This window comes from Mesorhizobium sp. LNHC221B00 (genome assembly GCF_000502935.1).
Lineage (GTDB): Bacteria > Pseudomonadota > Alphaproteobacteria > Rhizobiales > Rhizobiaceae > Mesorhizobium > Mesorhizobium opportunistum.
This window is the reverse complement of record NZ_AYWR01000002.1, coordinates 124,873-150,421: the sequence shown is the minus strand read 5'-3', so window position 1 is coordinate 150,421 and position 25,549 is coordinate 124,873. Positions and strand designations below refer to the sequence as shown.

Annotated in this window: 25 protein-coding genes and 1 tRNA gene; 16 read left to right on the top strand and 10 right to left on the bottom strand. The window is 61.4% G+C overall.

Annotated elements, in window-relative coordinates; all coding sequences use genetic code 11:
- Positions 1-189 precede the first annotated feature (189 nt).
- The 4 genes from X741_RS163065 (at position 190) to X741_RS163080 (ending at position 5,062) form a co-directional block, all read left to right on the top strand.
- Positions 190-2,634, top strand: a complete 2,445-nt coding sequence (locus X741_RS163065) for a penicillin-binding protein 1A (RefSeq protein WP_023776191.1) — start codon at positions 190-192, stop codon at positions 2,632-2,634.
- Positions 2,635-2,784: 150 nt separating this feature from the next.
- Positions 2,785-3,916 (top strand): peptide chain release factor 2 gene (gene prfB, locus X741_RS163070; protein ID WP_150111225.1). Its coding sequence is split into 2 segments (ribosomal slippage): positions 2,785-2,850 and positions 2,852-3,916, totalling 1,131 coding nucleotides; the frame shifts between segments, so codons are not numbered across the junction.
- A 34-nt stretch (positions 3,917-3,950) separates the two neighbouring features.
- Positions 3,951-4,373 (top strand): GFA family protein, encoded by a 423-nt coding sequence (locus X741_RS163075; RefSeq protein ID WP_023764306.1) that lies wholly within the window; start codon positions 3,951-3,953, stop codon positions 4,371-4,373.
- Between the two features lie 311 nt (positions 4,374-4,684).
- Complete coding sequence (locus X741_RS163080) at positions 4,685-5,062, top strand: hypothetical protein (protein WP_023764307.1); 378 nt, start codon at positions 4,685-4,687, stop codon at positions 5,060-5,062.
- Positions 5,063-5,136: 74 nt separating this feature from the next.
- On the opposite strand, the gene X741_RS163085 is transcribed toward X741_RS163080, so the two are convergent.
- Positions 5,137-6,006 carry an NmrA/HSCARG family protein gene (locus X741_RS163085; RefSeq protein WP_023776190.1) on the bottom strand — a complete coding sequence of 290 codons (870 nt, stop codon included), beginning with the start codon at positions 6,004-6,006 and terminating at the stop codon, positions 5,137-5,139.
- Positions 6,007-6,110: 104 nt separating this feature from the next.
- On the opposite strand from X741_RS163085, the gene X741_RS163090 reads away from it, so the two are divergent.
- The 4 genes from X741_RS163090 to X741_RS163105 all read left to right on the top strand — a co-directional run bounded on the left by X741_RS163090 (position 6,111) and on the right by X741_RS163105 (position 9,228).
- Positions 6,111-7,001 carry a LysR family transcriptional regulator gene (locus X741_RS163090; RefSeq protein ID WP_023776189.1) on the top strand — a complete coding sequence of 297 codons (891 nt, stop codon included), beginning with the start codon at positions 6,111-6,113 and terminating at the stop codon, positions 6,999-7,001.
- 203 nt (positions 7,002-7,204) lie between these two features.
- A complete protein-coding gene (locus X741_RS163095) occupies positions 7,205-7,573 on the top strand; it encodes a GFA family protein (protein ID WP_023776188.1) in 369 nt (122 codons plus the stop codon).
- Between the two features lie 152 nt (positions 7,574-7,725).
- Positions 7,726-8,376 carry an OmpA family protein gene (locus X741_RS163100; protein ID WP_023764311.1) on the top strand — a complete coding sequence of 217 codons (651 nt, stop codon included), beginning with the start codon at positions 7,726-7,728 and terminating at the stop codon, positions 8,374-8,376.
- Between the two features lie 246 nt (positions 8,377-8,622).
- Entirely contained in the window at positions 8,623-9,228 is a 606-nt protein-coding gene (locus X741_RS163105) for a hypothetical protein (protein ID WP_023776187.1), read from the top strand.
- A gap of 84 nt (positions 9,229-9,312) precedes the next feature.
- Here the strand turns inward: X741_RS163105 and X741_RS163110 are convergent, their stop codons facing one another.
- The 3 genes from X741_RS163110 to glf all read right to left on the bottom strand — a co-directional run bounded on the left by X741_RS163110 (position 9,313) and on the right by glf (position 13,672).
- Positions 9,313-10,923: a DEAD/DEAH box helicase gene (locus tag X741_RS163110; RefSeq protein ID WP_031249699.1), complete on the bottom strand. Its 1,611-nt coding sequence runs from the start codon at positions 10,921-10,923 to the stop codon at positions 9,313-9,315.
- A 192-nt stretch (positions 10,924-11,115) separates the two neighbouring features.
- A complete protein-coding gene (locus X741_RS163115) occupies positions 11,116-11,889 on the bottom strand; it encodes an NAD kinase (protein ID WP_023776185.1) in 774 nt (257 codons plus the stop codon).
- 598 nt (positions 11,890-12,487) lie between these two features.
- Positions 12,488-13,672 (bottom strand): UDP-galactopyranose mutase, encoded by a 1,185-nt coding sequence (gene glf / locus X741_RS163125; RefSeq protein WP_031249697.1) that lies wholly within the window; start codon positions 13,670-13,672, stop codon positions 12,488-12,490.
- Between the two features lie 116 nt (positions 13,673-13,788).
- Here glf and X741_RS163130 point away from each other — a divergent pair, with 116 nt between their 5' ends.
- The 4 genes from X741_RS163130 (at position 13,789) to X741_RS163145 (ending at position 18,583) form a co-directional block, all read left to right on the top strand.
- Positions 13,789-14,844 carry a hypothetical protein gene (locus X741_RS163130; RefSeq protein WP_245272635.1) on the top strand — a complete coding sequence of 352 codons (1,056 nt, stop codon included), beginning with the start codon at positions 13,789-13,791 and terminating at the stop codon, positions 14,842-14,844.
- A 402-nt stretch (positions 14,845-15,246) separates the two neighbouring features.
- Positions 15,247-16,281 (top strand): extracellular solute-binding protein, encoded by a 1,035-nt coding sequence (locus X741_RS163135; protein ID WP_023776180.1) that lies wholly within the window; start codon positions 15,247-15,249, stop codon positions 16,279-16,281.
- Between the two features lie 111 nt (positions 16,282-16,392).
- The gene (locus X741_RS163140) at positions 16,393-17,820 is read left to right on the top strand and encodes an amidase (RefSeq protein ID WP_023776179.1); all 1,428 of its coding nucleotides are present in this window, start codon (positions 16,393-16,395) and stop codon (positions 17,818-17,820) included.
- 46 nt (positions 17,821-17,866) lie between these two features.
- Positions 17,867-18,583: a TetR/AcrR family transcriptional regulator gene (locus X741_RS163145; protein ID WP_023776178.1), complete on the top strand. Its 717-nt coding sequence runs from the start codon at positions 17,867-17,869 to the stop codon at positions 18,581-18,583.
- Positions 18,584-18,601: 18 nt separating this feature from the next.
- On the opposite strand, the gene X741_RS163150 is transcribed toward X741_RS163145, so the two are convergent.
- The 5 genes from X741_RS163150 to X741_RS163170 are packed head-to-tail and all read right to left on the bottom strand — an operon-like array spanning position 18,602 to position 23,204.
- Positions 18,602-19,363 carry an MBL fold metallo-hydrolase gene (locus X741_RS163150; protein WP_023776177.1) on the bottom strand — a complete coding sequence of 254 codons (762 nt, stop codon included), beginning with the start codon at positions 19,361-19,363 and terminating at the stop codon, positions 18,602-18,604.
- A 2-nt stretch (positions 19,364-19,365) separates the two neighbouring features.
- Positions 19,366-20,430: an ABC transporter ATP-binding protein gene (locus X741_RS163155; RefSeq protein WP_023776176.1), complete on the bottom strand. Its 1,065-nt coding sequence runs from the start codon at positions 20,428-20,430 to the stop codon at positions 19,366-19,368.
- Positions 20,427-21,209, bottom strand: coding sequence for an ABC transporter permease (locus X741_RS163160; RefSeq protein WP_023776175.1), 783 nt, complete (start codon positions 21,207-21,209; stop codon positions 20,427-20,429). The genes X741_RS163155 and X741_RS163160 overlap by 4 nt, the downstream gene beginning before the upstream one ends.
- Positions 21,210-21,211: 2 nt before the next feature.
- Positions 21,212-22,099: an ABC transporter permease gene (locus X741_RS163165; RefSeq protein ID WP_023776174.1), complete on the bottom strand. Its 888-nt coding sequence runs from the start codon at positions 22,097-22,099 to the stop codon at positions 21,212-21,214.
- 13 nt (positions 22,100-22,112) lie between these two features.
- The gene (locus tag X741_RS163170) at positions 22,113-23,204 is read right to left on the bottom strand and encodes a spermidine/putrescine ABC transporter substrate-binding protein (RefSeq protein ID WP_023776173.1); all 1,092 of its coding nucleotides are present in this window, start codon (positions 23,202-23,204) and stop codon (positions 22,113-22,115) included.
- 90 nt (positions 23,205-23,294) lie between these two features.
- Between X741_RS163170 and X741_RS163175 the strand changes: the two genes are divergently transcribed.
- Entirely contained in the window at positions 23,295-23,909 is a 615-nt protein-coding gene (locus X741_RS163175; protein WP_023776172.1) for a TetR/AcrR family transcriptional regulator, read from the top strand.
- Between the two features lie 116 nt (positions 23,910-24,025).
- Positions 24,026-24,595: a DUF2569 family protein gene (locus tag X741_RS163180; protein WP_023776171.1), complete on the top strand. Its 570-nt coding sequence runs from the start codon at positions 24,026-24,028 to the stop codon at positions 24,593-24,595.
- Between the two features lie 63 nt (positions 24,596-24,658).
- Here X741_RS163180 and X741_RS163185 read toward each other — a convergent pair.
- A tRNA-Thr gene (locus X741_RS163185) sits at positions 24,659-24,734 on the bottom strand.
- A 158-nt stretch (positions 24,735-24,892) separates the two neighbouring features.
- On the opposite strand from X741_RS163185, the gene X741_RS1000000167885 reads away from it, so the two are divergent.
- Both X741_RS1000000167885 and X741_RS163190 read left to right on the top strand, forming a co-directional pair.
- On the top strand, positions 24,893-25,060 hold the full coding sequence (locus tag X741_RS1000000167885; RefSeq protein WP_023768610.1) for a hypothetical protein: 168 nt from the start codon (positions 24,893-24,895) through the stop codon (positions 25,058-25,060).
- Positions 25,061-25,304: 244 nt separating this feature from the next.
- Positions 25,305-25,499, top strand: coding sequence for a hypothetical protein (locus X741_RS163190; protein WP_023776170.1), 195 nt, complete (start codon positions 25,305-25,307; stop codon positions 25,497-25,499).
- Positions 25,500-25,549: the final 50 nt, after the last annotated feature.

Sequence of the window (25,549 nt, the reverse complement as noted above, 5' to 3'; positions counted from 1 at the left end):
AAGGCGGCGTTGCTGTATGACAACACCCGGTGCCTTTATTTCCAGCACGCGGCCACGAAACAAGGCCTTGCCGTATTTTGTCCACATGGCGGCGACATGGGTTTTCGATTACGGTTTGGGCCCGGCACGAAAGCTTGCGCGGAAGGCGGCTTCGTTTAGGAAATTCCCGAACCAAGGACTGGAGCGGGTATGATTCGTCTCATTGGCTATTTCTTCGGCATCGGCACGACGCTGGCCCTTTTGGTCGCGGCGGGCGTTGCGATTTACATCGGCCATGTGGCAAAGGATCTGCCCGACTACGAAGTGCTGGCCAAATATGAACCGCCGGTGACCACCCGCATCCATGCCTCGGATGGCTCTCTGATGGCGGAATATGCGCGCGAACGGCGCCTGTATTTGCCGATCCAGGCGATCCCGGATCGCGTCAAGGCTGCCTTCCTGTCCGCCGAGGATAAGAATTTCTACAACCACCCTGGCGTGGACATAACGGGATTGGGCCGGGCGGCGCTCACTTACGTTTCGGGTGGACCGATGCAGGGCGGTTCGACGATCACCCAACAGGTTGCCAAGAACTTCCTCCTCACCAACGAGCGCTCCCTGGAACGCAAGGTCAAGGAGGCCATCCTTTCGTTTCGCATCGAACAGGCCTATTCCAAGGATCGCATCCTTGAACTCTATCTCAATGAGATTTTCTTTGGCTTCAACGCCTACGGTGTCGCCGGCGCCGCGCTGACCTATTTCGACAAGTCGGTGAACGAATTGACCGTGGCCGAGGCCGCATATCTGGCATCGCTGCCGAAAGGCCCAGCCAACTACAATCCCTTCAAACATGCCGATCGGGCGCTTGAGCGGCGAAACTGGGTCATCGGCCAGATGGTCGAGAACGGTTACGTGACTCCCGAAGAGGGTGCGAAAGCGAAGGCCGAACCGCTTGGCGTTGCCCCGCGCCGCACCGGTTCCTATCTTTTCGCCGGCGAGTATTTCACGGAAGAGGTTCGCCGGCAGATCATCGCCCGTTACGGCGAGAACGCGCTCTATGAGGGCGGCCTGTCCATTCGCACCACCCTCGACCCGAAGGTCCAGCTCATTGCCCGCAAGGCGATGCAGAACGGTTTGATGAAATACGACACGCTGCGCGGCTATCGCGGGCCGGTGAAGACGATCGACGTGTCCGGCGACTGGGGCGTCTCGTTGGGCGCCGTCAAGGGGCTGGAGGACGTTCCCGAATGGTCGCTTGCCGTCGTGCTCGACAGTTCGGCGACTGGGTTGTCGATCGGCCTGCAGCCCGCACGCCAGGCGTCGGGCGAGATCGTCAAGGAACGCGTCGAAGGCACCGTCAGCAAGGACGACATGGGTTTCGCCATGCGCCATTTGGTCGATGGCAAGACAGTCAGGGCCAAGTCACCGTCCGACGTGCTGAAGCCAGGCGACGTCATCTTCGTGCAGAAGAACGAAGGCTCCGACAACACCTACAGCCTGCGCCAGGTTCCCGAGGTGGAGGGTGGCCTGATCGCCATGGATCCGCACACCGGCCGCGTACTGGCCATGGTCGGCGGCTTCTCTTATTCGCAGTCGGAATTCAACCGCGCCACCCAGGCGATGCGTCAGCCGGGCTCCTCATTCAAGCCGATCGTCTATTCGGCCGCGCTCGACAATGGCTACACGCCGGCCTCGGTGATCATGGACGGGCCGATCACCATCCAGAGCGGCAATACGACCTGGACGCCGAAGAATTATGACGGCACCGTCGCCGGTCCGGCGACGCTGCGCTCCGGCATCGAGAAGTCGCGCAACCTGATGACCGTGCGGCTTGCCAACGACATGGGCATGAAGCTCGTCGTCGAATATGCCGAGCGCTTCGGCGTCTACGATCATCTGGCACCGTATCTGCCGATGGCGCTTGGCTCTGGCGAGACCACCGTCATGCGCATGGTTTCGGCCTATTCGATCATGGCCAATGGCGGCAAGTCGATCAAACCGTCGCTGATCGACCGCATCCAGGATCGCTACGGCAAGACGGTGTTCAAGCAGGACGAACGTGGCTGTGAAAGCTGCAACGCGCCTGAATGGAAGAACCAGCCGGAGCCGGAACTGGTCGACAATTCCGAGCAGGTTCTCGATCCGATGACCGCCTACCAGATCACCTCGATGATGGAAGGCGTCGTCCAGCGCGGCACCGGCGCCACCATCGGTGAGCTCGGCCGCCACATCGCTGGCAAGACCGGCACCACCAACGACGAAAAGGACGCCTGGTTCATCGGCTACACGCCGAACCTCGTGGTCGGCCTTTACATGGGCTACGACACGCCGCGCGGCCTTGGCCATGGCGCCACCGGCGGCGGTCTCGCGGCCCCGATCTTCAAGGATTTCATGCGCGTTGCGCTGGACGGCACGCCCAATGTCGACTTCAAGGTTCCCGATGGCATGAACCTGGTTGCCATCAACCGCAAGACCGGCATGCGGGCGGCATCGGGCGATCCGGGCACCATCGTCGAGGCCTTCAAGCCGGGCACCGGCCCCGCCGACAGCTATTGGGTGATCGGCATGGGCGCCGACGGCTCCAATGCCTCCGGCGGCACCTTGTCGCCACAGGCCAACCAGGCCATCCAGGACGGCGGCGGCGGACTCTACTAACGGTCCGGTCGTCGGCACGGCTGGCCTTGGGGGCTGACCTTGGGGCCGGCCATTTGGCTTTGCACATGTCCGCTTTACACAAGGCGGCACCGTCCCTATGTATCGCGCCGACCGAAGTGTCACTTCAGCAACAGGACAAAATACCAGGCCATGCGCGCGGAAACGCAGAATATTGTCGACGAGATCAGGCAGGCGATAACCCTGCTGAGGAGGCATCTTTGACTGGGATCAGGCCATCAAGCGGCTTGAATACCTGAACGTTCGCGCCGAGGACGCCAGCCTCTGGAACGAACCGCTGGAGGCGCAGAAGCTGATGCGCGAGCGCCAGGGCCTCGAGGAAGGCATTGCATCGGTCAAGGGCCTGACGCAGGCGCTGGAGGACAATATCGGCCTGATCGAGCTCGGCGAGGAAGAGGGCGACGAAGGCGTCATCGCCGAGGCCGAGGCCGCTCTCCGCTCCATGCAGGGCGAGGCGAAAGCCCGCCAGGTCGAGACACTGCTGTCGGGCGAAGCCGACGCCAACGACACCTATCTCGAAGTCCACGCCGGCGCCGGCGGCACCGAAAGCCAGGACTGGGCCTCGATGCTGCTGCGCATGTACACGCGCTGGGCCGAGCGCCGCCGCTTCAAGGTCGAGGTGCTGGAAGTGCATGACGGCGAAGAAGCAGGCATCAAGTCCGCGACCTTGCTGATCAAGGGCCACAATGCCTATGGCTGGCTGAAGACGGAATCGGGCGTCCATCGCCTGGTGCGCATTTCGCCCTATGACAGCAATGCGCGCCGGCACACCTCCTTCGCCAGCGTCTGGGTCTATCCGGTCATCGACGACACGATCGAGATCGACGTGTCCGAATCCGACGTTCGCATCGACACCTATCGCTCGTCGGGATCGGGCGGCCAGCACGTCAACACCACCGATTCGGCCGTGCGCATCACCCATATCGCCACGGGTATCGCGGTTGCCTGCCAGGCTGAGCGTTCGCAGCACAAGAACAAGGCCAAGGCTTGGGAGATGCTGCGCTCGCGCCTCTATGAGGAGGAGCTGAAGAAGCGCGAAGCCGTTGCCAACGCGACCGAAGCGTCCAAGAGCGATATTGGCTGGGGCCACCAGATCCGCTCCTATGTGCTGCAGCCCTATCAGCTGGTGAAGGACCTTCGTACCGGTGTCGAAAGCACCAGCCCTTCCAGTGTGCTCGATGGCGACCTCGACGATTTCATGGAGGCTTCGCTGTCGCAACGCATCGAGGGCGGTGCGGGTGAAGTGGTGGCGGACCTGGACTAAAAGCAGCCGCTTGAACGACGGAGCTGAACCGACGATGGCACGCAGGCTCTCGGGAAAATGCCTCTGCGGAGCAGTGCGCTACGACGTCGCCGACGAATTCGTCTACGCGGCCAACTGCCACTGCTCGAATTGCCGGCGGACCACCGGTTCGGCCTTCAAACCTTTTGCCGGGATCGAGCGAGACAAGCTTGCCTTGGTCGAGGGCAAGGACAGGCTCCTGATCTTCGGCGATCAAAGCGGCGCTCATGACGCCCATTGCCGACTGTGCGGCTCATTGCTCTATTCGCTCGTACGCGAAGGAGCCTTTTTCCATGTGCCGATGGGAACCCTTGTCGACGATCCTTCCATTCGTCCGACCGCGCACATTTTCGTCGGCTCCAAGGCGGCCTGGTTCGACATCACAGACGACCTGCCGCAATATCAAGAGCACGTGATCGCCGGCTCCGACGCTCGATAGGCTGGAACCGATTCGGGCAATCGCCGTTATTTCGATGCTCGCCCGTTATTCGAAACTCGTATGCCGGGAGGGGGACCTGGCCTGAATCTCGTCAGCAATGGCAGAGGGTTGGCGCCTGCACGGCGATATCGCCGATAGCAGCAACTTCTTGCGCCTGCCAAGGAATCAGCCCAGCATCCAAAGGCTGGGAGAGAAAAAGCATTTATGGCCGGACGCGGCATATCTGCGACCTGACGATCCGGCCACTGGGAAGACACGTTCCGGGAACGGGCAAGCGAAACGCTTGATGCTCGTTTGAAAGGAACGTTTCCATGTCTGCTGCCACATTCCGATCGGCCAGAGCCGTTCAACCGGCTGGCCGACTTATGTTTTCCCTGCTCGCCATCGGTGCGCTCGCGATACTTACGCCAGCTGCCTTTGCCCATGACGCCGAGCCCACGGCGGCAAAGCCGCAAGGCTGGAGTTATCCATTCGCTTGCTGTGCCAACTATGATTGTCGTGCCACACACACCGGGGAAGTGCTGGAGAAACCCGAAGGCTATGTGATCGCCGGCACCGGCGAGGTCGTTCCCATGACAGACAAGCGCATCAAGGACAGCCCTGACGGCGAGTTTCACTGGTGCGCTCATCAAGGCGGTCTCGATGCCGGCAGGACGATCTGCCTGTTCGTCCCGCCGCGCTCTTTTTAAGTTGTGACAAATGCATCGGAAGACCGGCCATCGTTCCACCCTGGTTGTAATGGCTGGCCTGTGGCGCTGTTGCCTCAGGCGGAAGCCGCGAGTGCCGAGGCGAAGTCGCGATATGGGCGTAGTGGGCGGCCCAGAAGCGCGGTCAGGCGCTCGACGTCGCCGGCTTCCGGCAGCATCCCGTCGGTGAAGAAGCGCTCGCCCATCAAACGCATGTCGTAGGCCATCCAGGCAGGCAAGAACTGCTTGAGATTTTGCTCGAAGCCCTCTGTGTTGTCGCCGCTATAGTTGATCGGACGGGCGAGCACGTCTGACCAGATTGCGGCGATATCCGTCCCGGTCAGTGTCTGCGGACCGACGAGGTTGATCCGCTCCAGCGCAAGCGGCTCCGCGGACTGTTCACGGCGCAACAGCTCAAGGGCGGCGATTTCGGCGATATCACGGGCGTCGATCATGGCAAGACCCTTCGCGCCGATCGGCATTGGGTAGGTGCCGTAGCCGGTGATGGTGTCTTCGACCATCAGATCGTTCTGGATGAAGTAGGCCGGGCGCAAGATCGTGGCCTTGAAGTCCATCTGCTCGATCATCCGTTCGACGCCGAACTTGCCGGCGAAGTGTGGCACGTTCACATAGACGTCAGCGTGGATCACCGACAGATAGACGATCCGCTCGATACCGGCCGATCGGGCGACGTTCAGCGCGACCAAGGCTTGGGTGAACTCGTCCGGTACCACGGCATTCAAGAGGAACAGAGTGGAAACTCCGGACATGGCTTTGCGCAGCGAATCGACATCGAGAAAGTCGCCTTGCACGACGGATACGCCTGCCGGGAAGCTGGCTTTCGATGGATCGCGGACGAGGGCACGGACATCGGCGTCGCGCTTGACGAGGTGGTCGACGACTTGGCGGCCAATGTTGCCCGTGGCGCCGGTAACGAGAATGGTCATGGAATTTCTCCTGTTGGGGTGCTTGACGCCTCCCATATGCGTGGCTCACAAAGCGCCCAACAGGCGGAAAATTTAGACGCATCGTCTCACTAGTGGAACGCGCCATGGATCTTCTTGCTCTCGCGGATTTCAATCTCGTTGCCCGTCATGCTGGCTTCGGCAAGGCTGCAAGGGCCACCGGCCGGCCCAAGGCAACGCTGTCCCGGCGCGTTGGAGAGTTGGAAAGCAGTCTTGATCTGCGCCTGTTTGAACGGGGTGCGCGTGACTTGAAGCTGACCGAGGAAGGACGGGCCCTCTTCGACCGAACGGGGACGTTGCTTGCCGAACTGGACGAGACGGCGGCGGCGATTGCCTCGGGCGGTCAGAGACCCAAGGGCAGATTACGGATCAGCGCACCTCTCCATTTTTCTCAGACCGCAATGGGGAGGATTGCCGCGGGATTTGCCGTTAAGTATCCGGAGGTTAGGCTCGAGATCACGACCGAGGATCGGTATGTGGACATGATCGAGGAAGGCTATGACCTGGCAATTCGAGTCAATCCAGATCCCGACGAAAGCCTGGTCGGACGGGCGTTTCTGCGCGACCGTCTGGTCGTGGTGGCAAGCCCCGGCCTTCCTCGCACGACAGATGGACTCGCCGCTCCTGGCGTTGCTCGCGGCCCGGGCGATCGGCAAACGTGGCACGTGAAGACGCAAGCTGGCCGCTCGACGATTACAGTCGAGCCTCTCCTCGCTCTGTCAACGCTCATCATGGTCCGGGATGCGGTGCGAGCCGGCGTCGGTGCGGGACGGCTTCCCATTTCTTTGGTGGCCCACGATTTGGCTGACGGCACACTGGTGAATTGGGGGGATATCGACGGCCCCGAGATCTCGCTATGGGCGCTCTACCCATCTCGGCGGCTGCTCAGTGCGCGCGTATCGGCGTTCTTGGACTTCCTGAAACAGGCTTTCCCAAATGGGACGCCGGACGAACTGGCCGCCTATATCGGCAGGTGAAGGCCGAGGCCGCTTTCAGCCTTAGACCCGCGTCATATGCCAGCTTCTGCTCTATAGCCTATCCCCTATGCACGTTGACACGGAACCCAGACGAGCGCCGCTCGGCTCGATCGGGCACAAGCGATGCTGACGGACAGTTGTCAGCATCGCTTCTTTATGGTGCCCTTTTGCAGGGGCGGCGGACAACGGAGAGGTGATGTTTCATGATCATCAAGGGAAGCTGCCACTGCAGGGCGACGATGTTCGAGGTCTCGCAGGCCCCACAAACGGTGACGCAATGCACCTGTTCGTTCTGTTCGAAGCGCGGTTCGCTGTGGGCCTACTACATCCCGTCGCAGTTCAAGCTCATCACGCCGCCGAACAAGGTTTCCTTCTATCAGTGGGGATCGAAAACCGTAAAACATGGGTTTTGCGCCATCTGCGGCTGCGGCACTTTCACCGAAACACCGGACTGGTCCACCGGCGAGCCGGATTTCGACAATCCAAAGATCAGCGTCAATTCACGGTTGTTCGATGATTTCGATCTCGACAAGGTCGAAGTGGTGGTCATTGACGGCAAGAATCTCTGGTAGCCGGCCAACACGGTTCGTTACCTGACCGGCTCCGGGGAAAAGCCGTTGCGGTCGATTTTCCCGTTCCGCTTTTCGCCGCATTTCATGGTACAAGTCGCGGCAAGGGCTGATTTGGCGCCGTCGAAAAGGCGCGACTTGGAGAGGGACCATCTATGAAGAAGACCGTGCTCGTCGTCGTGGCGACGGCTTTGCTCGTGAGCGCCTGCACCACCACAGATCCGTATACGGGTGACCAGAAGATTTCCAACACGGCCGCGGGTGCCGGTCTTGGTGCGCTGGCGGGTGCCAGCCTGGGTCTGCTTGCCGGCGGCAACGACCGTCGCAATGCGCTGATCGGCGCCGGCATCGGCGCGCTGGCCGGCGGCGCCATCGGCGCCACGATGGATCAGAACGAAGCGGAGTTGCGTCGGCAGCTCGAGGGCACTGGCGTCAGCGTCACCCGCAGCGGCGACCAGATCATCCTCAACATGCCGTCCGACATCACCTTCAATTCGGATCAGGATGCGGTGAAGCCGGGCTTCTACCAGGTGCTGAACTCGGTTGCGCTGGTGCTGAAGAAGTTCAAGCAGACCACGGTCGACGTTTTCGGCCACACCGATTCGACCGGTGGCGACCAGCACAATTTCGATCTGTCCCAGCGTCGTGCGCTGGCGGTCGCCAATTATCTGTCTGGCCAGGGCGTCGATCAGCGCCGCTTCGCCGTCACCGGCTTCGGCAAGACGCGTCCGGTCGCTTCCAATGCGACGTCCGAGGGCCGCGCCCAGAACCGTCGCGTCGAGATACAGCTTTCGCCGCTCACCTGATCTGTCCGGCAAGCGCCCCGACCTGTTCGGCAAGCCACTACGAAACGGCTCCCACGCGGAGCCGTTTTGCTTGAGCGAGGGTGCGCTCTATATTTTAGCAATTTCTAATAAATTTCTTTCCCGCGACCATGGAAAGGAATATTGTCATTCCTGTTCCGGAGGGGATGAGGCGGTACAATCGGCCGCGCAATCAGCATTTTTCCGCCTCGGTCTTGCACGGCCAGATCAGAAGTCTGGGAGGAATGCATGACAAGAACAGCCACCCTTGGGCGCTGCGGCGTCCTTGCTTTGACAGGCATTGCAACTGTATGGCTGGGCCTCGCTGCGGCGAGGGCCGAGGACGCCAACAAGGCCGACATCGATGCCTTGAAAAAATCGCTCGCCAAATATGAGGACTACACCGCCGCCGTCCGCGACCTCTATCTGTCGACGGTCGGCTGCGTCTACTACAGCGGAGAAAAGATAGCGGGCTCGATGGACTACCCGAAGGGCGCCATGGGCATCCATTTCGTCAATGTCCCGAGTGTCGGACAGAAACTCGACCCGATGAAGCCCAACGTCCTGATCTACGAGCCGACCAAGAAAGGCCTGAAGTTGGTCGGTGTGGAATGGCTGGTGCCGCTGACGCCGGACGTCAAAGCGCCGCCGAAGCTGTTTGGCCAGACCTTCATGGGCCCGATGGAGGGGCACTATCCGCTCATCCCGAAGGAATTCGTCCACTACGACCTTCACGCCTGGCTGAACGACAATCCCAACGGCATGTTCAGTCCGACGAACCCGAAGGTGAAATGCAACAAGGCCGAGTTTCCGATGCTGGAGAAACCGACCAAGATGATGCCGGGCCCGATGTAACAGGCACGCCAAGCCGAGGCTTGTCGACATCCATCTGTGCGTCTACCGAGGGCAAGCCGGATCGCTGGCTTGCCCGCCCGGGAATCAGACCTTGGCGACGATTCGCATGAAGGCCGGCATGTCGTCGCCGAAGCCGACGGTGGCGTCGTTGTCTTCCTGATGGCGTTGACGGCCAGGGCGGTTGTTGTCGCCGCGCTGCGGCCTGGTATCACCGCGCTCCGGTGCGCGCTCATTGCGATCGGAGGATTTACGCTCGGTGTTTTCCGAACGGATTGCATCCTTGCGCGCGCGCCGTTCGACAACGTCGGCGACCGGCGTCTCTGCCGCATTGGACTGCTCGTGCTGCTGGGCAGCCACGGCCGGGGCGTCTTCCTCGCTGTGTCTGGCGCGACGTTCGCCGCCCTTCTTGCGCTCGCCCCCGTCCTTACGCTCGCCCCTGTCCTTACGGTCGTCATCCTTGCGGCCGGCACGGCGCGGCGCGCCTTTGCCACGGCGCGGCGCGTCGTCCTCGCCTTCGCTGGCGACCACCGTCGACAGATCGCCGTCATGCCACTCGATCTCGGTGCCGATCAGCCGCTCGATGGCGTCGATATACTTGGTGTCGGACTTGGTCGCGATGGTGAAGGACTTGCCCGAGCGCCCGGCGCGGCCGGTACGGCCGATGCGGTGGACATAGTCCTCGGCATGGATCGGGACGTCATAGTTGAAGACGTGGCTGACATCGGGGATGTCGAGGCCGCGCGCGGCAACATCCGAAGCGACGAGGTAGCGCAGCTTGCCATCGCGGAAATTGGCCAGCATCTGCATGCGGGCACGCTGGTCCATGTCGCCATGCAGCGCACCGGCGTCGAAATCATACTTCAGCAGCGAGCGGAACAGTTCCGACACCTCGACCTTGCGGTTGCAGAAGATGATGGCGTTCTTCAGCTCGGCATCTTCAGCCTTGATCAGGTTGCGCAGCGTCTCGCGCTTGTCCCAGGGTTTCGAGCCCGACTTGACCAGCCGCTGGATGATGTTGGTCGCGGCCGACGCGGCCTTGGAGACCTCGACGCGCACCGGCGCGTGCAGGAATTTTTCGGTAAGCTTGGTGATTTCCGGCGGCATCGTCGCCGAGAAGAACAGCGTCTGCCGGGTGAACGGGATCATCTCGCAGATGCGTTCGATATCGGGGATAAAGCCCATGTCGAGCATGCGGTCGGCCTCGTCGATAACGAGGATTTCGACGCCGTTGAGCAAGAGCTTGCCGCGTTCGCGGTGGTCGAGCAGGCGGCCGGGCGTCGCGATCAGCACGTCGGCGCCACGCTCCAGCTTCTTGTCCTGTTCGTCGAACGACACGCCGCCGATCAGGAGCGCGATGTTGAGCTTGTGATTCTTGCCGTACTTGATGAAGTTTTCCTCGACCTGCGCGGCAAGCTCACGCGTCGGTTCCAGGATCAGTGTGCGCGGCATGCGGGCACGCGCGCGGCCCTTTTCCAGCCGGGTCAGCATCGGCAGCACGAAGGAAGCCGTCTTACCGGTGCCGGTCTGGGCAATGCCCAGCACGTCCTTGCCGAGCAAGGCGTGCGGAATGGCGCCGGCCTGGATCGGAGTCGGCTGCGTGTAGCCGGCATCGGTAACTGCGGAAAGCACCTTCGGCGACAGGCCGAGGTCTGAAAAGGTCAACGCTTCTTGAGCGGTCGTGGTGTCTGAGGACAAGTGTTGCTGTCTTTGGCTGGTTCGGGGAAGCGCAACGTTGTTCGTCGCGGCAAGCGCCACGCGCCTGCAAGATTGGTATTGCGATTAGGCGCAAGCCCGCGATTTGTCAACAGAAACGGGCGGGATTGGCGCGATTGTGAAGTCGTAACCTTAATCGCGATGCTTAATCCGGCTGCTTGTGTCTGTGCCGGCTCAATACCGGAACTGTTCGGCCAAGATGCGCTCGTTCCAGGAGTGGTTGGGATCGAACAGCAAGGTCGCCGTCGCCGTCGGCGACTCCCGCACCGTCACGGAGGTCACCGCCTTGACTTCCGTATGGTCGGCGGCGGCGTTCACCGGCCGCTTTTCCGGCTCCAGAATGTCGAAGCGCACGGTCGCCTTGTTGGAGAGCAATGCACCGCGCCAGCGGCGCGGACGGAACGGGCTGACCGGGGTCAGCGCCAGAAGTGGCGCATCGAGCGGCAGGATCGGGCCGTGCGCGGAGAGATTGTAGGCCGTGGATCCGGCCGGCGTCGCGATCATGACGCCATCGCAATTCAGCTCTTCAAGCCGTATCTGATCATCGATGCTGATGCGAATCTTGGCCGTCTGATAGGATTGGCGCCACAGCGCCACTTCGTTGATCGCCAGAGCCGAGACCGTTTCTCCCTCCGAGGTGACGGCCAGCATCTCCAGCGGGCGGATCGTCTCGGCGACCGCTGCCACGATGCGCTCGGTGAGCCCACCGGAACGGTACTCGTTCATCAGGAACCCGATGGTGCCACGGTTCATGCCGTACACCTTCTTTCCCGTCCCCATCGTGTCGCGCAAGGTCTGCAACAGGAAGCCGTCGCCGCCCAAGGCCACGACAACCCCGGCATCCGCGACTGGACATTGGCCATAGCGCGCCGACAGGCTTTCCAGCGCCGCCTTGGCGTCTGCTGTGTCGGACGAGACGAAGGCGATGCTGTTGGCGGCTGTGCTCATGGCTTCCCGATCGCGACCGATTGGCGGCAGTTCCGACCGCGCCAGCGCCGGGGTAGCATGGGCGGGCAGGTCTGCAAAGAGAGCCGTTGTGTCGGCCGGCAAAGCGATCGCGCCGCGGCCTGCCGAAGCGGGCCGGTCGCGGTTGATGTCAAGGCACCAACGAATGTGATGGTTAAGGCCGGGCGTAACCTCTCGTAAAGCTGGATCGATCATGTTAGCCGGCATGGGTGGCGTGGGGCGCCCGCAGCATTGCCGGATCCCTCGGGACATCAAAAGGACGCTGCGGCACTTTTGATCTGTGTGCATGATCCCTCGAGAATATCCTGATGTTCGGGGATGTGCGCGCTAACAGACGAGGCCGACATATTGCCGTTAGCACGCCTGATCATCGTTTTTGTCATCCTGGGAAGCTTTGCGCTGGTCTTCGCCGCGCTGGTGCGCCAGTCCGAAGAAATGAGCAACAGACCAGTGCCCACGGCATCTCGCTGTGGCGATGCCGCCGGAATGCCTTGCCCGCAACGGGCGGAGCTGTAAGCCGTACGGCCTTCATTCCGATCATTAAGTCATTTCCGACCGTGAAGTCGTTGCGATCGTGAAATCATGCCGATCGCGGAAGTGAATCGAGCTTGCCTGTGAAATGGGGTGCAAAGACGGTTTCGAAGGCCTTGAGGGCCGCGCCGATCGCCTGGTGCATGTCGAGATACCGGTAGGTGCCCAGCCGTCCACCCAGATGCAGGTTTTTCTCGGCCGCCGCCCTTTCGAGGTAACGGCGGTAGATCGCCTGGTCCTTGCGTGTGTCGATTGGATAGTAGGGTTCGTCGGCACGGCCGGCGAAACGGGAATACTCGCGGCCGATGAGTGTCTTGTCGCTTCCGTGCTGGCGTTCCGGATTGAAATGCCGGAATTCGACCACGCGGGTGTAGGGCACGGCTTCGTCGGCATAGTTCATGATCGCCGTGCCCTGATGATCCGGTGTGTTCACCACCTCCAGATCGATATCGATGGTCCGCCAGCCGAGCTCGCCCTCGCAATAGTCGAAATAGCGGTCGATCGGGCCGGTATAGACGACCGGCAGGTCCTTCGGCAGCAGGGGCTTGATGTCGAAGAAGTCGACGCCAAGTCGTGTTTCGATGAGCTCGTGTGCAAGCATCTTTTCGAAGATCGCGGTGTAGCCATCCACGGGCTGGCCCTGGAAACGGTCATTGAAATAGCCGTCCTCGAACGTGTAGCGGACCGGCAGGCGCGCGATGATCTGCGCCGGCAGTTCGCGCGGGTCCGTCTGCCATTGCTTGGCGGTGTAGCCCTTGATGAAGGCTTCATAGAGGGGACGGCCGACAAGGGAGATCGCCTTCTCCTCGAGATTGGCCGGCGGGCGATCGCCAAGTTCCGCAGCCTGCTCGGCGATCATGCCGCGTGCCTCGTCCGGGCTCAGCCGCTTGCCGAAGAACTGGCAGACCGTGGCGAGGTTGATCGGCAGCGGATAGACCTTGTCGCGATAGGTCGAGAATGCGCGATGGCGATAGGACGTGAAGCCGGTGAAACCCCGCAGATAGGTCCAGACCTCCTCGTTGGATGTGTGGAACAGATGCGGCCCGTAGCGGTGGATCTCGACGCCGGTGACGGGATCCTGCTCGGTATAGGCATTGCCGCCGATATGCGTGCGCCGGTCGATTACCAACACCCGCCGGCCGAGTTGGGTGGCGATACGCTCGGCGAGCGTCGCGCCGTAGAATCCCGCGCCGACGATGAGGATATCGGCTTTGCTCAGCAGGTTCTTGTCCATTCGGCCGATCCATCCAGCGTTTGAAGTCCGTGCCTTATTGGCTGCCGCCGGTCACGACACAAGCGAAAAACGACATGGGTTGAAGTGTTTGGAACACGAGGTGGCAGTCCGAATGGATGGAAATATTTTTTGGCAAGCTACATCAGCTTTGTTGTAGCCTGAAAGAAACTTCAGTATTCGACCACCTGATTTGTCATCGTTGGTCAATCGGCCGACTACACCACCGCCATCACAGGATTGTACGTTTCATGAAGCTGATCGTTGTGACTCCGGCAGGGCGCGAGAAATATCTTCGCTTGCTCAGCCATCACGTTTTGAAAAGCCCCGACGTGCACGAATGGCACCTGTGGGACAATTGCCGCAACGAAGCCGATCGCGCCTACCTTCAACGGCTGGCCGCCTCCGACCCGCGATGCCGGATCAAGAAACTTCCACACGCCGATGGCGGGTTTAACGTCATCGGTGACTTCTATCGCTTCTGCGATGATGCCGAGGCTTTCTACCTGCGCCTCGACGACGATGTGGTTTTTGTCGAGGATGGCTTCTTTCAAAAGTTCATGACGAGGGTCATGGCCGAGAGAGGATCGGCCATCTGGTACGCGCCGCTGATCATCAACAACGCCATCTGCAATTCACTGATCAAGCAGCTTTCCAGGGTCCTGGTGGACGGGCCGCTGACTTGCCAGGCGTCATGCGAATTCTCCTGGGCTCATGCCAGCTTTCCACAGGCGCTTCATCCGGTCTTCATCGACGCCGTCCGCGCCAACCGGCTTGATGACTTCCGCGTGCCGGACAGGGAGATCAGGCTGTCGCGCTTTTCGATCAACGCGCTCGGCTTTTTCGGATCGGATATCGTCAGCCTGGGAGAGAGTTTCCATCCGCCGTCGGGTGATGAGGAGGAGTGGCTTTCGGCGACCTTGCCCACCAGACTGGACCGGCCGGGCAAGATATTTGGTGACCTGATCGTGGCGCATTTCAGCTTCTATCCGCAGGAACGCCAATTGCTGCGTACCAACATCCTCGATGGCTACTATGATCTCACTGGCCTTGTTCCTCCGATCTACGAGAAGCCTCCGATCCGCCTGAGAGATCGGTTGAAGCAGTGGAGGAGAGGCCGGAAGGCGTCGACACCACCGCACTATACGATCTCGCTTTCACCCGTCACAACCTGAAGGTTGGCATCGCCGTCGGGCGTCCAGGCAAGGTCTGTCGGGTCGCGGACTTCGTGGCAGCGCCTGCCGGCGCCTTGCATGGTCTCACCAGGGCAAGCCGGCCCGTCCTCCAGTCGCTGACGTCCCTTTGGAAATCGCTCGGGAAGGCAGCGGCCGCGCACGCCGATGAAGCCGGCCGCACTGGCAAAGGCTGTGAAAACATATTGACTGTATGGTTAGTTATAATTATTCCTGGTGTTAAGAGTTGGCCAGCCGGCATGCGCCGGTGAATGGCCGCGAAAAGGGGAATATCGTGACGGCCATCCAGCCCGCAATCGGGGCGAAGGCGTCATCAGGCTTGTTCATCAGCAGGAAATGGACCTGAGGCGATACGCTGCCGGTCCCAACAATGGGAGCACTCGCATGAACTGGAAAGTGACCGCGGCAACCGTCGGGCTGTCGCTGCTCGCCGTAACCGGCGTCGCCCGCGCCGATGGCGAACTCAACATCTACAACTGGGGCAACTACACCAACCCGGACCTGATCAAGAAATTCGAGGAGACCTACAAGGTCAAGGTCACCGTCACCGACTACGATTCCAACGACACGGCATTGGCCAAGGTTCGCCAAGGCGCTTCCGGCTACGACATCGTCGTGCCCTCGGCCAGCGTCGTGCCGATCTGGATCAGCGAAGGTCTGCTGCTCGAAACCGATCCCGACAAGATGGAGAATTTCAAGAACGTCGATCCCAGATGGGTAGACGTTCCCTTCGATCCGGGCCGCAAATATACCGTTCCGTGGCAGTGGGGCACGACAGGCATTTCGGTGAACAAGTCGGTCTATGCCGGCGACCCCAACACCTCGGCGCTCTTCCTCGACCCGCCGCCCGAGCTGGTCGGCAAGATCAATGTCGTCCCCGAAATGGGGGACATCATGTTCCTCGCCATCGCCTATGAAGGCGGCCAGTACTGCACCAACGACATGCAAGTGCTGAAGAAGGTCCACGACAAGCTGGTCGAGGCCAAGGCGAAATGGCTTTCGCTCGACTACGCGGCCGTCGACGGTCTGGGCAGGGGCGACATCGCCGCCGGTGTCAACTGGAACGGCATTTCGCTGCGGCAGAGACTGCAGAACGACAAGATCGTCTACGGCTATCCCAAGGAAGGCTTTCCGATCTGGATGGACAATGTCGCCGTGCTCAAGGACGCCAAGAATGTCGAGAATGCCAAGCTCTTCCAGAATTTCATCATGGACCCGAAGAACGCTGCCATGATCTCGGCCTTTGCGCGCTACGCGAACGGCATAAAAGGTTCGGAAGCCTTCATGCCCGACGACATGAAAAACGCGCCGGAGGTCAACGTTCCGGCCGAATTCGCCGCAAAGGGCCAGTTCATGCCGGCCTGTCCATCGGATGTGCAGGCGCTCTACACGAAAATCTGGACCGACCTGCAGAAGTAGCGCCGCCGGCCGACCCGACGAACAGCCACCGGACCGCAGCGCGCGGTCCGGCCACCCTCATATCCGACCCTTGAGGCCAAGTGCGGTCTCGCGATCGCGGGGAGATTTCCGATGTCCGATCTCGACCTTTGCTATATGCCGGCCCATGAGGCACTGCGGCTGTTCAAGGCGAAGAAACTGTCGCCCGTCGACTTGATGCAGGCCACCATCCGCCGGGCCGAAGCCACCAAATCGGCGATCAACTGCCTCACCTTCACGCATTTCGAGGAAGCGATGGGGCTGGCGGCCAAGGCCGAGGCAAAATATGCCAAGGGCGCCCGCACCGGCGCGCTCGAGGGCCTGCCGATCGGCATCAAGGACGAGAGCTACATCAAGGGCAAGCCAACCTCGCACGGCTCCCTGTTGTCGAAGGACGCCATTGGCGGCCACACCTCGACGATGAACGAGCGCGTCATCAAGGCCGGCGGCATCGTCCATGCCCGCACGGCGACGCCCGAGTTCAGCTGTGCAGGCTACACCTGGTCGAAGCGCTGGGGCGTCACCCGCAACCCGTGGAACCGCGACTTCACGCCGGGCGGTTCGTCCGGCGGTTCGGCGGCCACGCTTGCCTCCGGTACGTCGTCGATCGCAACCGGCTCGGACATTGCCGGATCGATCCGCATTCCGGCCTCGGCCTGCGGCCTCGTCGGCTTCAAGCCGCCTTACGGGCGCAATCCGGACGAACCGCCGTTCAACCTCGACTTCTATTGCCACACCGGTCCGCTGGCGCGAAACGTCAGGGATGCGATCCTGCTGCAGAACGTCATGGCCGGACCGAGCCCGCTCGATATCGCCACGCTGCGCCCGAAGCTGCGTCTGCCGCTCGACTACAAGCCGATCAAGGGTTGGAGGATAGCCTTTTCCATGGATCTCGGCTCCTTTGAAGTCGACCCTGACGTGCGCAAGAACACACTTGCCGCATGCGACGTGTTCCGCTCGCTCGGCGCTACGGTCGAAGAGGTCGATCTGCGCTGGGGGGATGATGTGCTCAAGGCCGGCATGGCCTACCTGGAGCATCTTTTCGGCGCATCGCTGTCGCAACTGCTCGGGAAGCACGGCAAGGACATGACCAGCTATGCCCGGCAGTTCGCCGAGGATGGACAAAAATCCAAGGCGACGGATTTTGTCGCAACGCTCGATGTGGCGGCCAGGATGTACCAGACGCTGGGTCCACTGCTGGAGACCTATGACGTGCTGATCTGCCCGACCAACGCGCTTCCGGCGGTGCCGGCGGAGTTCGACCAGACCAGGGACAGGGTCGAGATCAATGGCAAAGAGGTGAACCCGTCGCTCGGCTGGGTGATGACGACGCCGTTCAACATGATGAGTCGCTGCCCGGTTCTGACCATACCTTCAGGCCATGCGGCCAGCGGCGTGCCGACGGGCATCCAGATCGTTGGCCGTACCTATAGCGATGCCGATGTCTTCCGGGCTGGGCTGGCCTATGAAACGGCCCGGGGGCAATGGTATGGAGACGCCGGGAAACGCCCTTCGCTCTGAGTGATCTCTGGAGCGAGCGAAGTACTAAGGGGCGGGATATTCCGCCGTGGGTCCGAAAGGCCTGACGAAAATGGCGCAACGCAAGGCAACCGCAAAGCCGGAAAAACGCGGAGTTGTAACGGCCAAGGGCAGGGGCGCGGCAAACGATGCTCCCCCCAAGGACCGTCGGCGCGAGCGCGGCGAAGCGAGCGTGCAGCGCATCATCGACGCCACGATCGAACTCATCGCGGAGGAGGGCCTGGCGAGCGTCACCATGCAGCGCATCGCCGAACATGTCGGCTCGTCCAACGCGCTGGTCGTCTTTCACTTTCGCAGCAAGGAAAACCTGTTCCGGGCCGTCCTGCAGTATCTCAGCGATCGATATGACGAGCTGTGGGTTACCTTGGTGCGGGCGCCCGGACTGTCGCCGGTCGAAAGATTGCTGGGCGCCGTCGACTGCGCGCAGCGCTTTGCCCGGCAGCATCCGAAATGGGTTTCGGTCTTCGTCGTGTTCTCCAGCGACCGCAAGAGCATGCAGATCTACAATGAAATCGGCCTGCCGAGCGATCTCGCCTACACCGCCGAAGCACGCGAACTGCTGATCGAGATTTCGCGCAGCGGTGGTTACACCGGCGTCGACATACACACCCTGTCGGAAAGCCTGAATTATCTGGTTCATGGCGCCTGGTACTGGGACCATTTGAACCCTTCCAGCCGTGACACCGATGTGCTGCGCAAAACCATGCTGCTGCTGCTGCATCAGGCATTTCCGCGACACTTTTGAACTGATGCGTTAAGGTCGTCAGGGGCTCTTGTGCAGATGGCAGCCGACCTGCCGTTTTCGCGCCAGGTATTCATCGATCAACTGGCGATAGCGGACCTTGCCGAAGCTCGGGAAATGGCCGCCATGCACGACCGAGACGTCGAGGTCGCGCAGGGCGGCGAGTGTCTCGACATAGTCCGGGATATCCGAGTGATAGACATCGTCGATCAACGGACCGTCATAGACGATGTCGCCGGACAGCAGGATGCCGGTTTTCTTCTCATGCAGCGCTATGCCGCCGGGAGAATGGCCCGGCGTGTGGATTACCTCGAAGGCGCGGTCGCCGAGATCGATAACGTCGCCATGTTCGAGCAGCCGACCGGCCGGCGCGGCTGAAATGCCGTAGCGCGCGGTGTCCCAGCCTTTCGGGATGCCATCGAACATCTCGTCGGTCGCATAGCGGTCGGCCACCGTCCATTCGTTGCGCGGATCGGCGAGGATTTCCGCCTCGGCACGGTGCACGCAGCGGTCGGGAAATTCGTGATGGCAGCCGATATGGTCGAAATGCGTGTGGCTGGCCACGCAGGTCAGCTTGCGCTCGCTCACCAGCGGCACCTGGCGCCTGAGGCTGAAATGGCCAAGCCCAGTATCGAAGAGAAGATCGCGGTCGCGGCCGCGCACATGCCACATGTTGCAGCGGAAGAACGGTTTTATCCATGGCTCATGGATCAGCGTCGCGCCGTCGGCCATGCGGATGGTCTCGTACCAGTCGGGTGCGTCGATGACCGCAAGCGTGCCCATGTTCAATCCGTCAGCAGGATGATCTGGTCGGTATCGCACGAAGCCGCGACCGTGTCGCCCGGCTGGAGCGTTGCCGCTGCGGGCAGTTTGGCGATGAACTGCACCGAGGGGTCTTCGACGGACATCGCGAGCACACGCTTGAAGCTGCCCTGGAAGACGACGTCGCTCACCTTGGCCGTGCCCAGCCTTGTGGCGCCTGAGGCGGCGCCCAGGCTCAGATGCTCCGGCCGTATAGCCAGCGCAACGGCCGAGCCCACCGGCAACGCACCGCGCAGCGAAACCGCCCCGACAGGCGTCGCGACCGTGCTTGTCTTGTCCTTGGCCTCGGTGACCGTGCCGGCGAGGATCGTGCTTTCGCCCATGAAGGTGGCGGAAAAGCGCGTCGCCGGCCGGGCATAGACGCGCTCGGGCGGTCCTTCGTCCTCGATGCGGCCGTCATTCATCACCACGCAGTGGTCGGCAAGCGCCATCGCTTCTTCCTGGTCATGGGTGACATGGATGAAGGCGGTGCCGACGCGCTTCTGGATCGCCTTCAATTCGTCCTGCATCTGCCGGCGCAGTTTGAGGTCGAGCGCGCCGAGCGGCTCGTCGAGCAACAACACCGCCGGCTCGATCACCAGCGCACGCGCCAGCGCCACGCGCTGCCGCTGGCCGCCTGAAAGCTGGTGCGGCTTCTTGTCGAAGGCGGGGGCCAGCCCGACCAGCGCCAGCGCTTCCCGCGCCCGGGCGGCACGGGTTGCGCCGTCGACGCCCTGCATGCGCAGCCCGAAGCCGACATTGCCGCCGACACTCATATGCGGAAACAGCGCATAGTCCTGGAACACCGTCGTCGTCGGTCGCCTGGCCGGCGGCACCGAAGTGCAATCCTTGCCGCTGATGAACACCTTGCCTTCGCTGGGCGTGACGAAACCGCCAAGGATGGACAACAGCGTCGTCTTGCCCGAACCCGACGGTCCGAGCAGGATCGTGTAGCTGCCGGGCTCGATCTGCAGCGAGACATTTTTCAGCACGGCCAACTGCCCGAAACGGTGAGAGACGCTGCGTATGTCGACCAGGGGCGCAGTCATGTCTTTCTCCTGCGCAACAATGTCAGTTCGAACGCTACGACCAGCACGATGGAAACGGCAAAGACCAGCGAGCCGACCGCATTGGTCTTGGGATTGAGGCCGGAGCGCAGCAGGTTCCATATTTCCACCGGCAGCGTGGTGTCGAAGCGCGTCAGCAGGAAGGAGATCACGAATTCATCCCAGGAGAAGGTCATCGACAGGAAGAAGCCGGCGAAGATCGCCGGCGCCATCACCGGCACCGTGATCAGCAGCAGCACCTTCCATTCCGGCGCGCCGAGATCGCGCGCGGCGCGCTCGATGTTGATCTGGTGGTCGCCCATCTGGCTGTAGATGATAGCAAAGCAGAGCGGCAGGTTGATCACGACATGGCCGATGCCGGCGGCAAGCAGCGATTTCGGCACGCCGGCCCAGTTGAACAGCACCAGCAGCCCCATGCCGATGATCAGGTAGCTGACCGTCAGCGGCAGCGTGATCAGCCCGCGCAGCAGGCCCGAGCCGGGCAGCACGAAGCGCGCGAAACCCCAGGCCGAGAGGAAACCCAGCGTGACCGCGGCGAGGGACGAGATCGATGCGACCAGCAGCGAATTGACCAGCGCCGAGGTCAGTCGCGTGTCGGACAGAACGGCCTCGTACCAGCGCAGCGACGGGCCGGTGAACGGCGGGATCGGGAAAGACGTCGCCTGCAGCGAGAAAAGCACCAGCACGACCACCGGCAGGAAGATGAAGCCATAGACCGCAAGCGCGTAGACCCAGGAAATGACGCGGACAATCCGGCGCATGGTCAGGCCCGCTCGATCTTCAGCCAGCGGGCGCAGGCGAGATAGGCAACGGTGACGACCGCCATTAGGATGATCGACAGCGCCGAGGCGAGCGGGAAGTCGCCGCGCCGGCCGATCTGCATCATCACCAACTGCGGCATCAGAAGCTCGTTGTTACCGCCGAGGATCTGCGGCGTGATGTAGTCGCCGATGCACAGCACGAAGGTGAGGAAGGCGCCGACCATGATACCGGGCAACGTCAGCGGCAGGACGACATGCAGGAAGGTGCGCACCGGCCCGGCGCCGAGATCTGCCGCGGCCTTGCGGTAGCTCGGGCTGAGCTGCTTCAGATTGGCGAAGATGGTCAGCGTCAACAGCATGACGAAGAAGTGTACGAAGCCGGTGACCGTGGCTAGCCGAGTGTTGGCGAGCTGCAGCGGCTCGGTGATGAGGCCGGAGCCGGTCAGCGCGCGGTTGATGACGCCGTTCTGCGCCAGCACCAGCAGCCAGGAGTAGGAGCGCACGACATAGGAGGTCCAGAACGGCAGCACGGCCAGCATCAGCGCCAGCCGCTGCCAGCGTTCCGGCACCTGTTCGGCGAGGATCCAGGCGAAGGGGTAGGCGAGCAGCACCGAGACCACGGTGACGATCGCCGTCACCTGGAGCGAGTTCACCATGGCCTGCCAGTACGACGGGTCGGTGAAGAACTGGCTGTAATTGGCGAGCGTGAAGCCGCCGCCCTCATGTGCCGTGAGGCTGGAAAGCCCCATGGCGATGAAGGGCAGCACGAAGAACAGCAGCGTCCAGCCAAGCGCCGGCGTGACCAGCGCCCAGGGCAGGGCCAGGTTTGCTCGGGGCAGGGCATTGCCCGCCCGGGGCAGGGCGCGCCCGTCTTTTGCAGTCGAATTCACGAGCGGTATCCGCTCACTTCGCCTGCAGCATTTCAGTCCACATATCCTGCATCTTCTTGTCGAGATCGGCGTTCGGCGCCGGATAGGCTTGGGCGCGGGCAAGGAAGCCGGGCTGCTCGTCGAAGCGCAGGATCTTCTTCTGGTCGTCGGTCAGTGCCGCCTTGGAGTTGGACGGCATGCCCCAATAGCAGGACGAGGTGGCAAGCCGCGCCTGGCCTTCCGGGCTCATGATGTACTGGATGAACTTCAGCGCCATGTCCTTGTTCTTGGAATCCTTGAACATGGCCAGCGACTGCGACCACAGCACCGCACCTTCTTTCGGAATGGAAAAGTCGAGCGCCGGGTTTTCCTTGGCTAGCCCCGCCGTCACCCATTCGCCGCCGCCGACCAGTATGTCGACCTCGCCGGTCGCGAGCGCCGTCTGGCTGGCGGTGACCTCGCCGACCAGCTTGGCGTTGGCCTTCATTTTGAGAAGCTCGGCCTTGATAGCTGGGAGGTCGGCCTCGGTCAGCTCCGCCGTCTTCTTGCCGATGGCGAGTGCTGCCATGCCGATGACCGGCAGGTAATAGTCGTAGATGGCGACCTTGCCCTTATACTTGTCGCTGGTCAGCGACGCCAAGGACTGCATGTCGGCCGGGTCGACCTTGGTCTTGTTGAAGCCGATCGTGTTGTAGCCAAACTTCTCGGTGACGCCGTAGCGCTTGCCGCCGACCACGGTCGAGCCGTCCATCTTCACCTGCGGGAACAGGTCGGCCAGCGGCAGCTTGTCTTCCGGCAGTGGCTCGAACAGGCCCTTTTCGACGCCGCGCGGCACATCGATACTGTCGATCACCATCACGTCCCAGTCACCGGGCTGCGACTGTTCGACGATGGCGAGGCCGGCGCCGGTGCCCTCGAATTCCTTGACATTGACCTTGACGTTGTTGGCCTCCTCGAAGGGCTGCAGCAGCGCCGGATCGGAATGATCGCACCAGATCAGGGCGTTAAGATCGGCGGCCTCGGCGAGACTGCCGGCGCCAAGCAGCAGCGCCGTGGCAGCGCAGGCGGCGCGCAGTTGGTTCTTCAGGACGGAAAGCGGATTCATGGCTTTTGACTGTGCGGACATCGAGTGTTCTCCCTGCCTTTGTGGCTTCTTGCAAAAAATTGAACCAGTTTTAAAATTGAGTCAATTCTATTTTTGTGGCAAGAGGCTGATATGAGCGGATTGCGGGCAAGGCAAAAGGCGGATCGGCACAGGCGCATCATCGAGGCTGCGGCCGCACTTTTCCGCGACGCCGGCTATGAGGGCGCCAAGATCGAGGCGATCGCCATGCAAGCCGAGGTGTCGGTCGGCACCATCTACAATTACTATGAGAATAAGGGCGACATCCTCGGCGCCATCGTCTCGCTGGAGGTTAATGAGGTGCTCAACGCCGGCCGCGGCGTCGTCGCCAGGCCGCCTGCCAATGTCGACGACGCGCTGGACACGCTGATCGGCATCTATATCGAGCACTCGCTGCACTACCTCAGCAAGGAGATGTGGCGGCAGGCGATGGCGATCTCGACGCAACTGCCCGACAGTCCGTTCGGCCAGGCCTATACGGCGCTGGACCGCTCGCTGACAGAGCAGATCCGCGCGCTGATTGCGCGGCTGCAGGAGATTGGGCTGGTGCGGCAGGACATCGACGGGGCAGCGCTCGGCGAACTGATCTTCAACAACATGAACATGATGTTCATCGAGTTCGTGAAGCGCGACGAGGCCAGAATACCGGAGCTACGCGCGGCGATACGGAGGCAGAACCGGATATTGGTGTCGGCGATCGGGGTGTGAGCGAGTCAGGAGCAGGCAGGAGAAACCGTCACTTCGTCGTTCCGCATCAGTTTCACGTCTTGAGTTGAGGTTGAAATCTGATACAACTTAGGAGGGCATAAAAAAGGGGGAGTGAAATGGGGACGTTTTCCATCTGGCATTGGGCGATTGTACTGCTGTTGATCGGCGTACCTGTTTTCTTCGCTGTTCGGTCAGCCGCGAAGCCGTCACAGAATCCTGAGCCACTTGTCGGATTCGGCGGCTGGCTGATGCTGCTGGCGATCGGTCAGGCGTTGTCACCACTGCGCACACTCGCCGACTTGGCCAACTCGGCCGACGGCTACCAGCAACTCATGACCCTCTCAAATGGGCCACTAGCGGTCTATGGCGAGGTTACACTCAATCTGGCCTTTCTGGCTCTTCAGTTGGTTGTGCTCGTTTCAATGTTGCGGAAAAGCCGCCGGTTCCCGCAATTGTTTCTGCTCCAGTGGCTTGCGATCCCTGTCGTTTTTGTCCTGGACACGATCTGGATTTCTTCATTTCTGGGCGTTCCGATGAGTCAGGTGCTCGCAGGTGATGCGCTGGTGACGCCGATAGCCTCCTTTGTGGGGACCGGCATCTGGGTCGCCTATGTCTGCAGGTCCGTCAGGGTGAGGAACACGTTCACCAGGACGAATGCATCTGAGCAAGTCGCCAGCGCCTCATAGGATATCGGCGCTGCGATCGCCCTTGGAAGGCTTTCGGTTCTCGACGATCGTACAGATGAGAACTGGTGCCCCCGGACGGAATCGAACCGCCGACCTTCGGTTTACAAAACCGCTGCTCTACCAGCTGAGCTACAAGGGCATGGCGCTCCGGTTAGCATATTTGTTGCGCCAGTAAAGACAAAACTCCGTTTTCGTTCGCCCCAGCGGTGGATGAGGGCTCAAAGGCGGGATCCTGAAAATCGCCGGATTTCTCCCTACATATCGGCAACGTGCAACCGCTTCGGACTGGAGTGCCGCATGATCAGGCTTGTCATCATTCTCCCCATCGTCGTCATCGCCTGGATGCTGCTGGTGAAGCTCATCAGCGATGTGAAGAAGGCCAATGTCGACTGGACCGGCGTAACCACGATCATCGGCTTCATCGCGCTCGCCTTCTGGCTTCGCCATGTCACGGGCATGGGGTGAGCGAAGAGAGTGAGTAGGGAATAGTCAGTAGTCAGTAGTCAGTAGTCAGTAGTCAGTAGTGAGCCGTGCGGCTCGCTTCCACTACTCACTACTCACTACTCACTACTCACTACTCACTACTCACTACTCACTTCTCCGAGCCTCGCCGAAAAAATCCTCGCCCCTTCGAACCTTTTCCCGCGCCGCGCCGACTGATGTTCGGAGGCGAATGGGTCGCCTCGATCAAAAGATCCAGGAGATCATCATGTTCAAGTGCACTCTCACTTCGGGCCTCATCGCCATCTTCGTCGCCACCGGCGCGCTCGCCGGCACCGTCGGTACGTCGTCTGCCCATGGCATGCACGGCCATCATCATCACCACCACTTCAAGGAGCTCTGGTGGAAGCACTACAATCATCATCATCACCACAGGCACGGTAGGGTGATCATTTTCCTTTGATGGAGGGACCCAATTCCTCAAAAGGGCGGCTTCGGCCGCCCTTTTTGCGT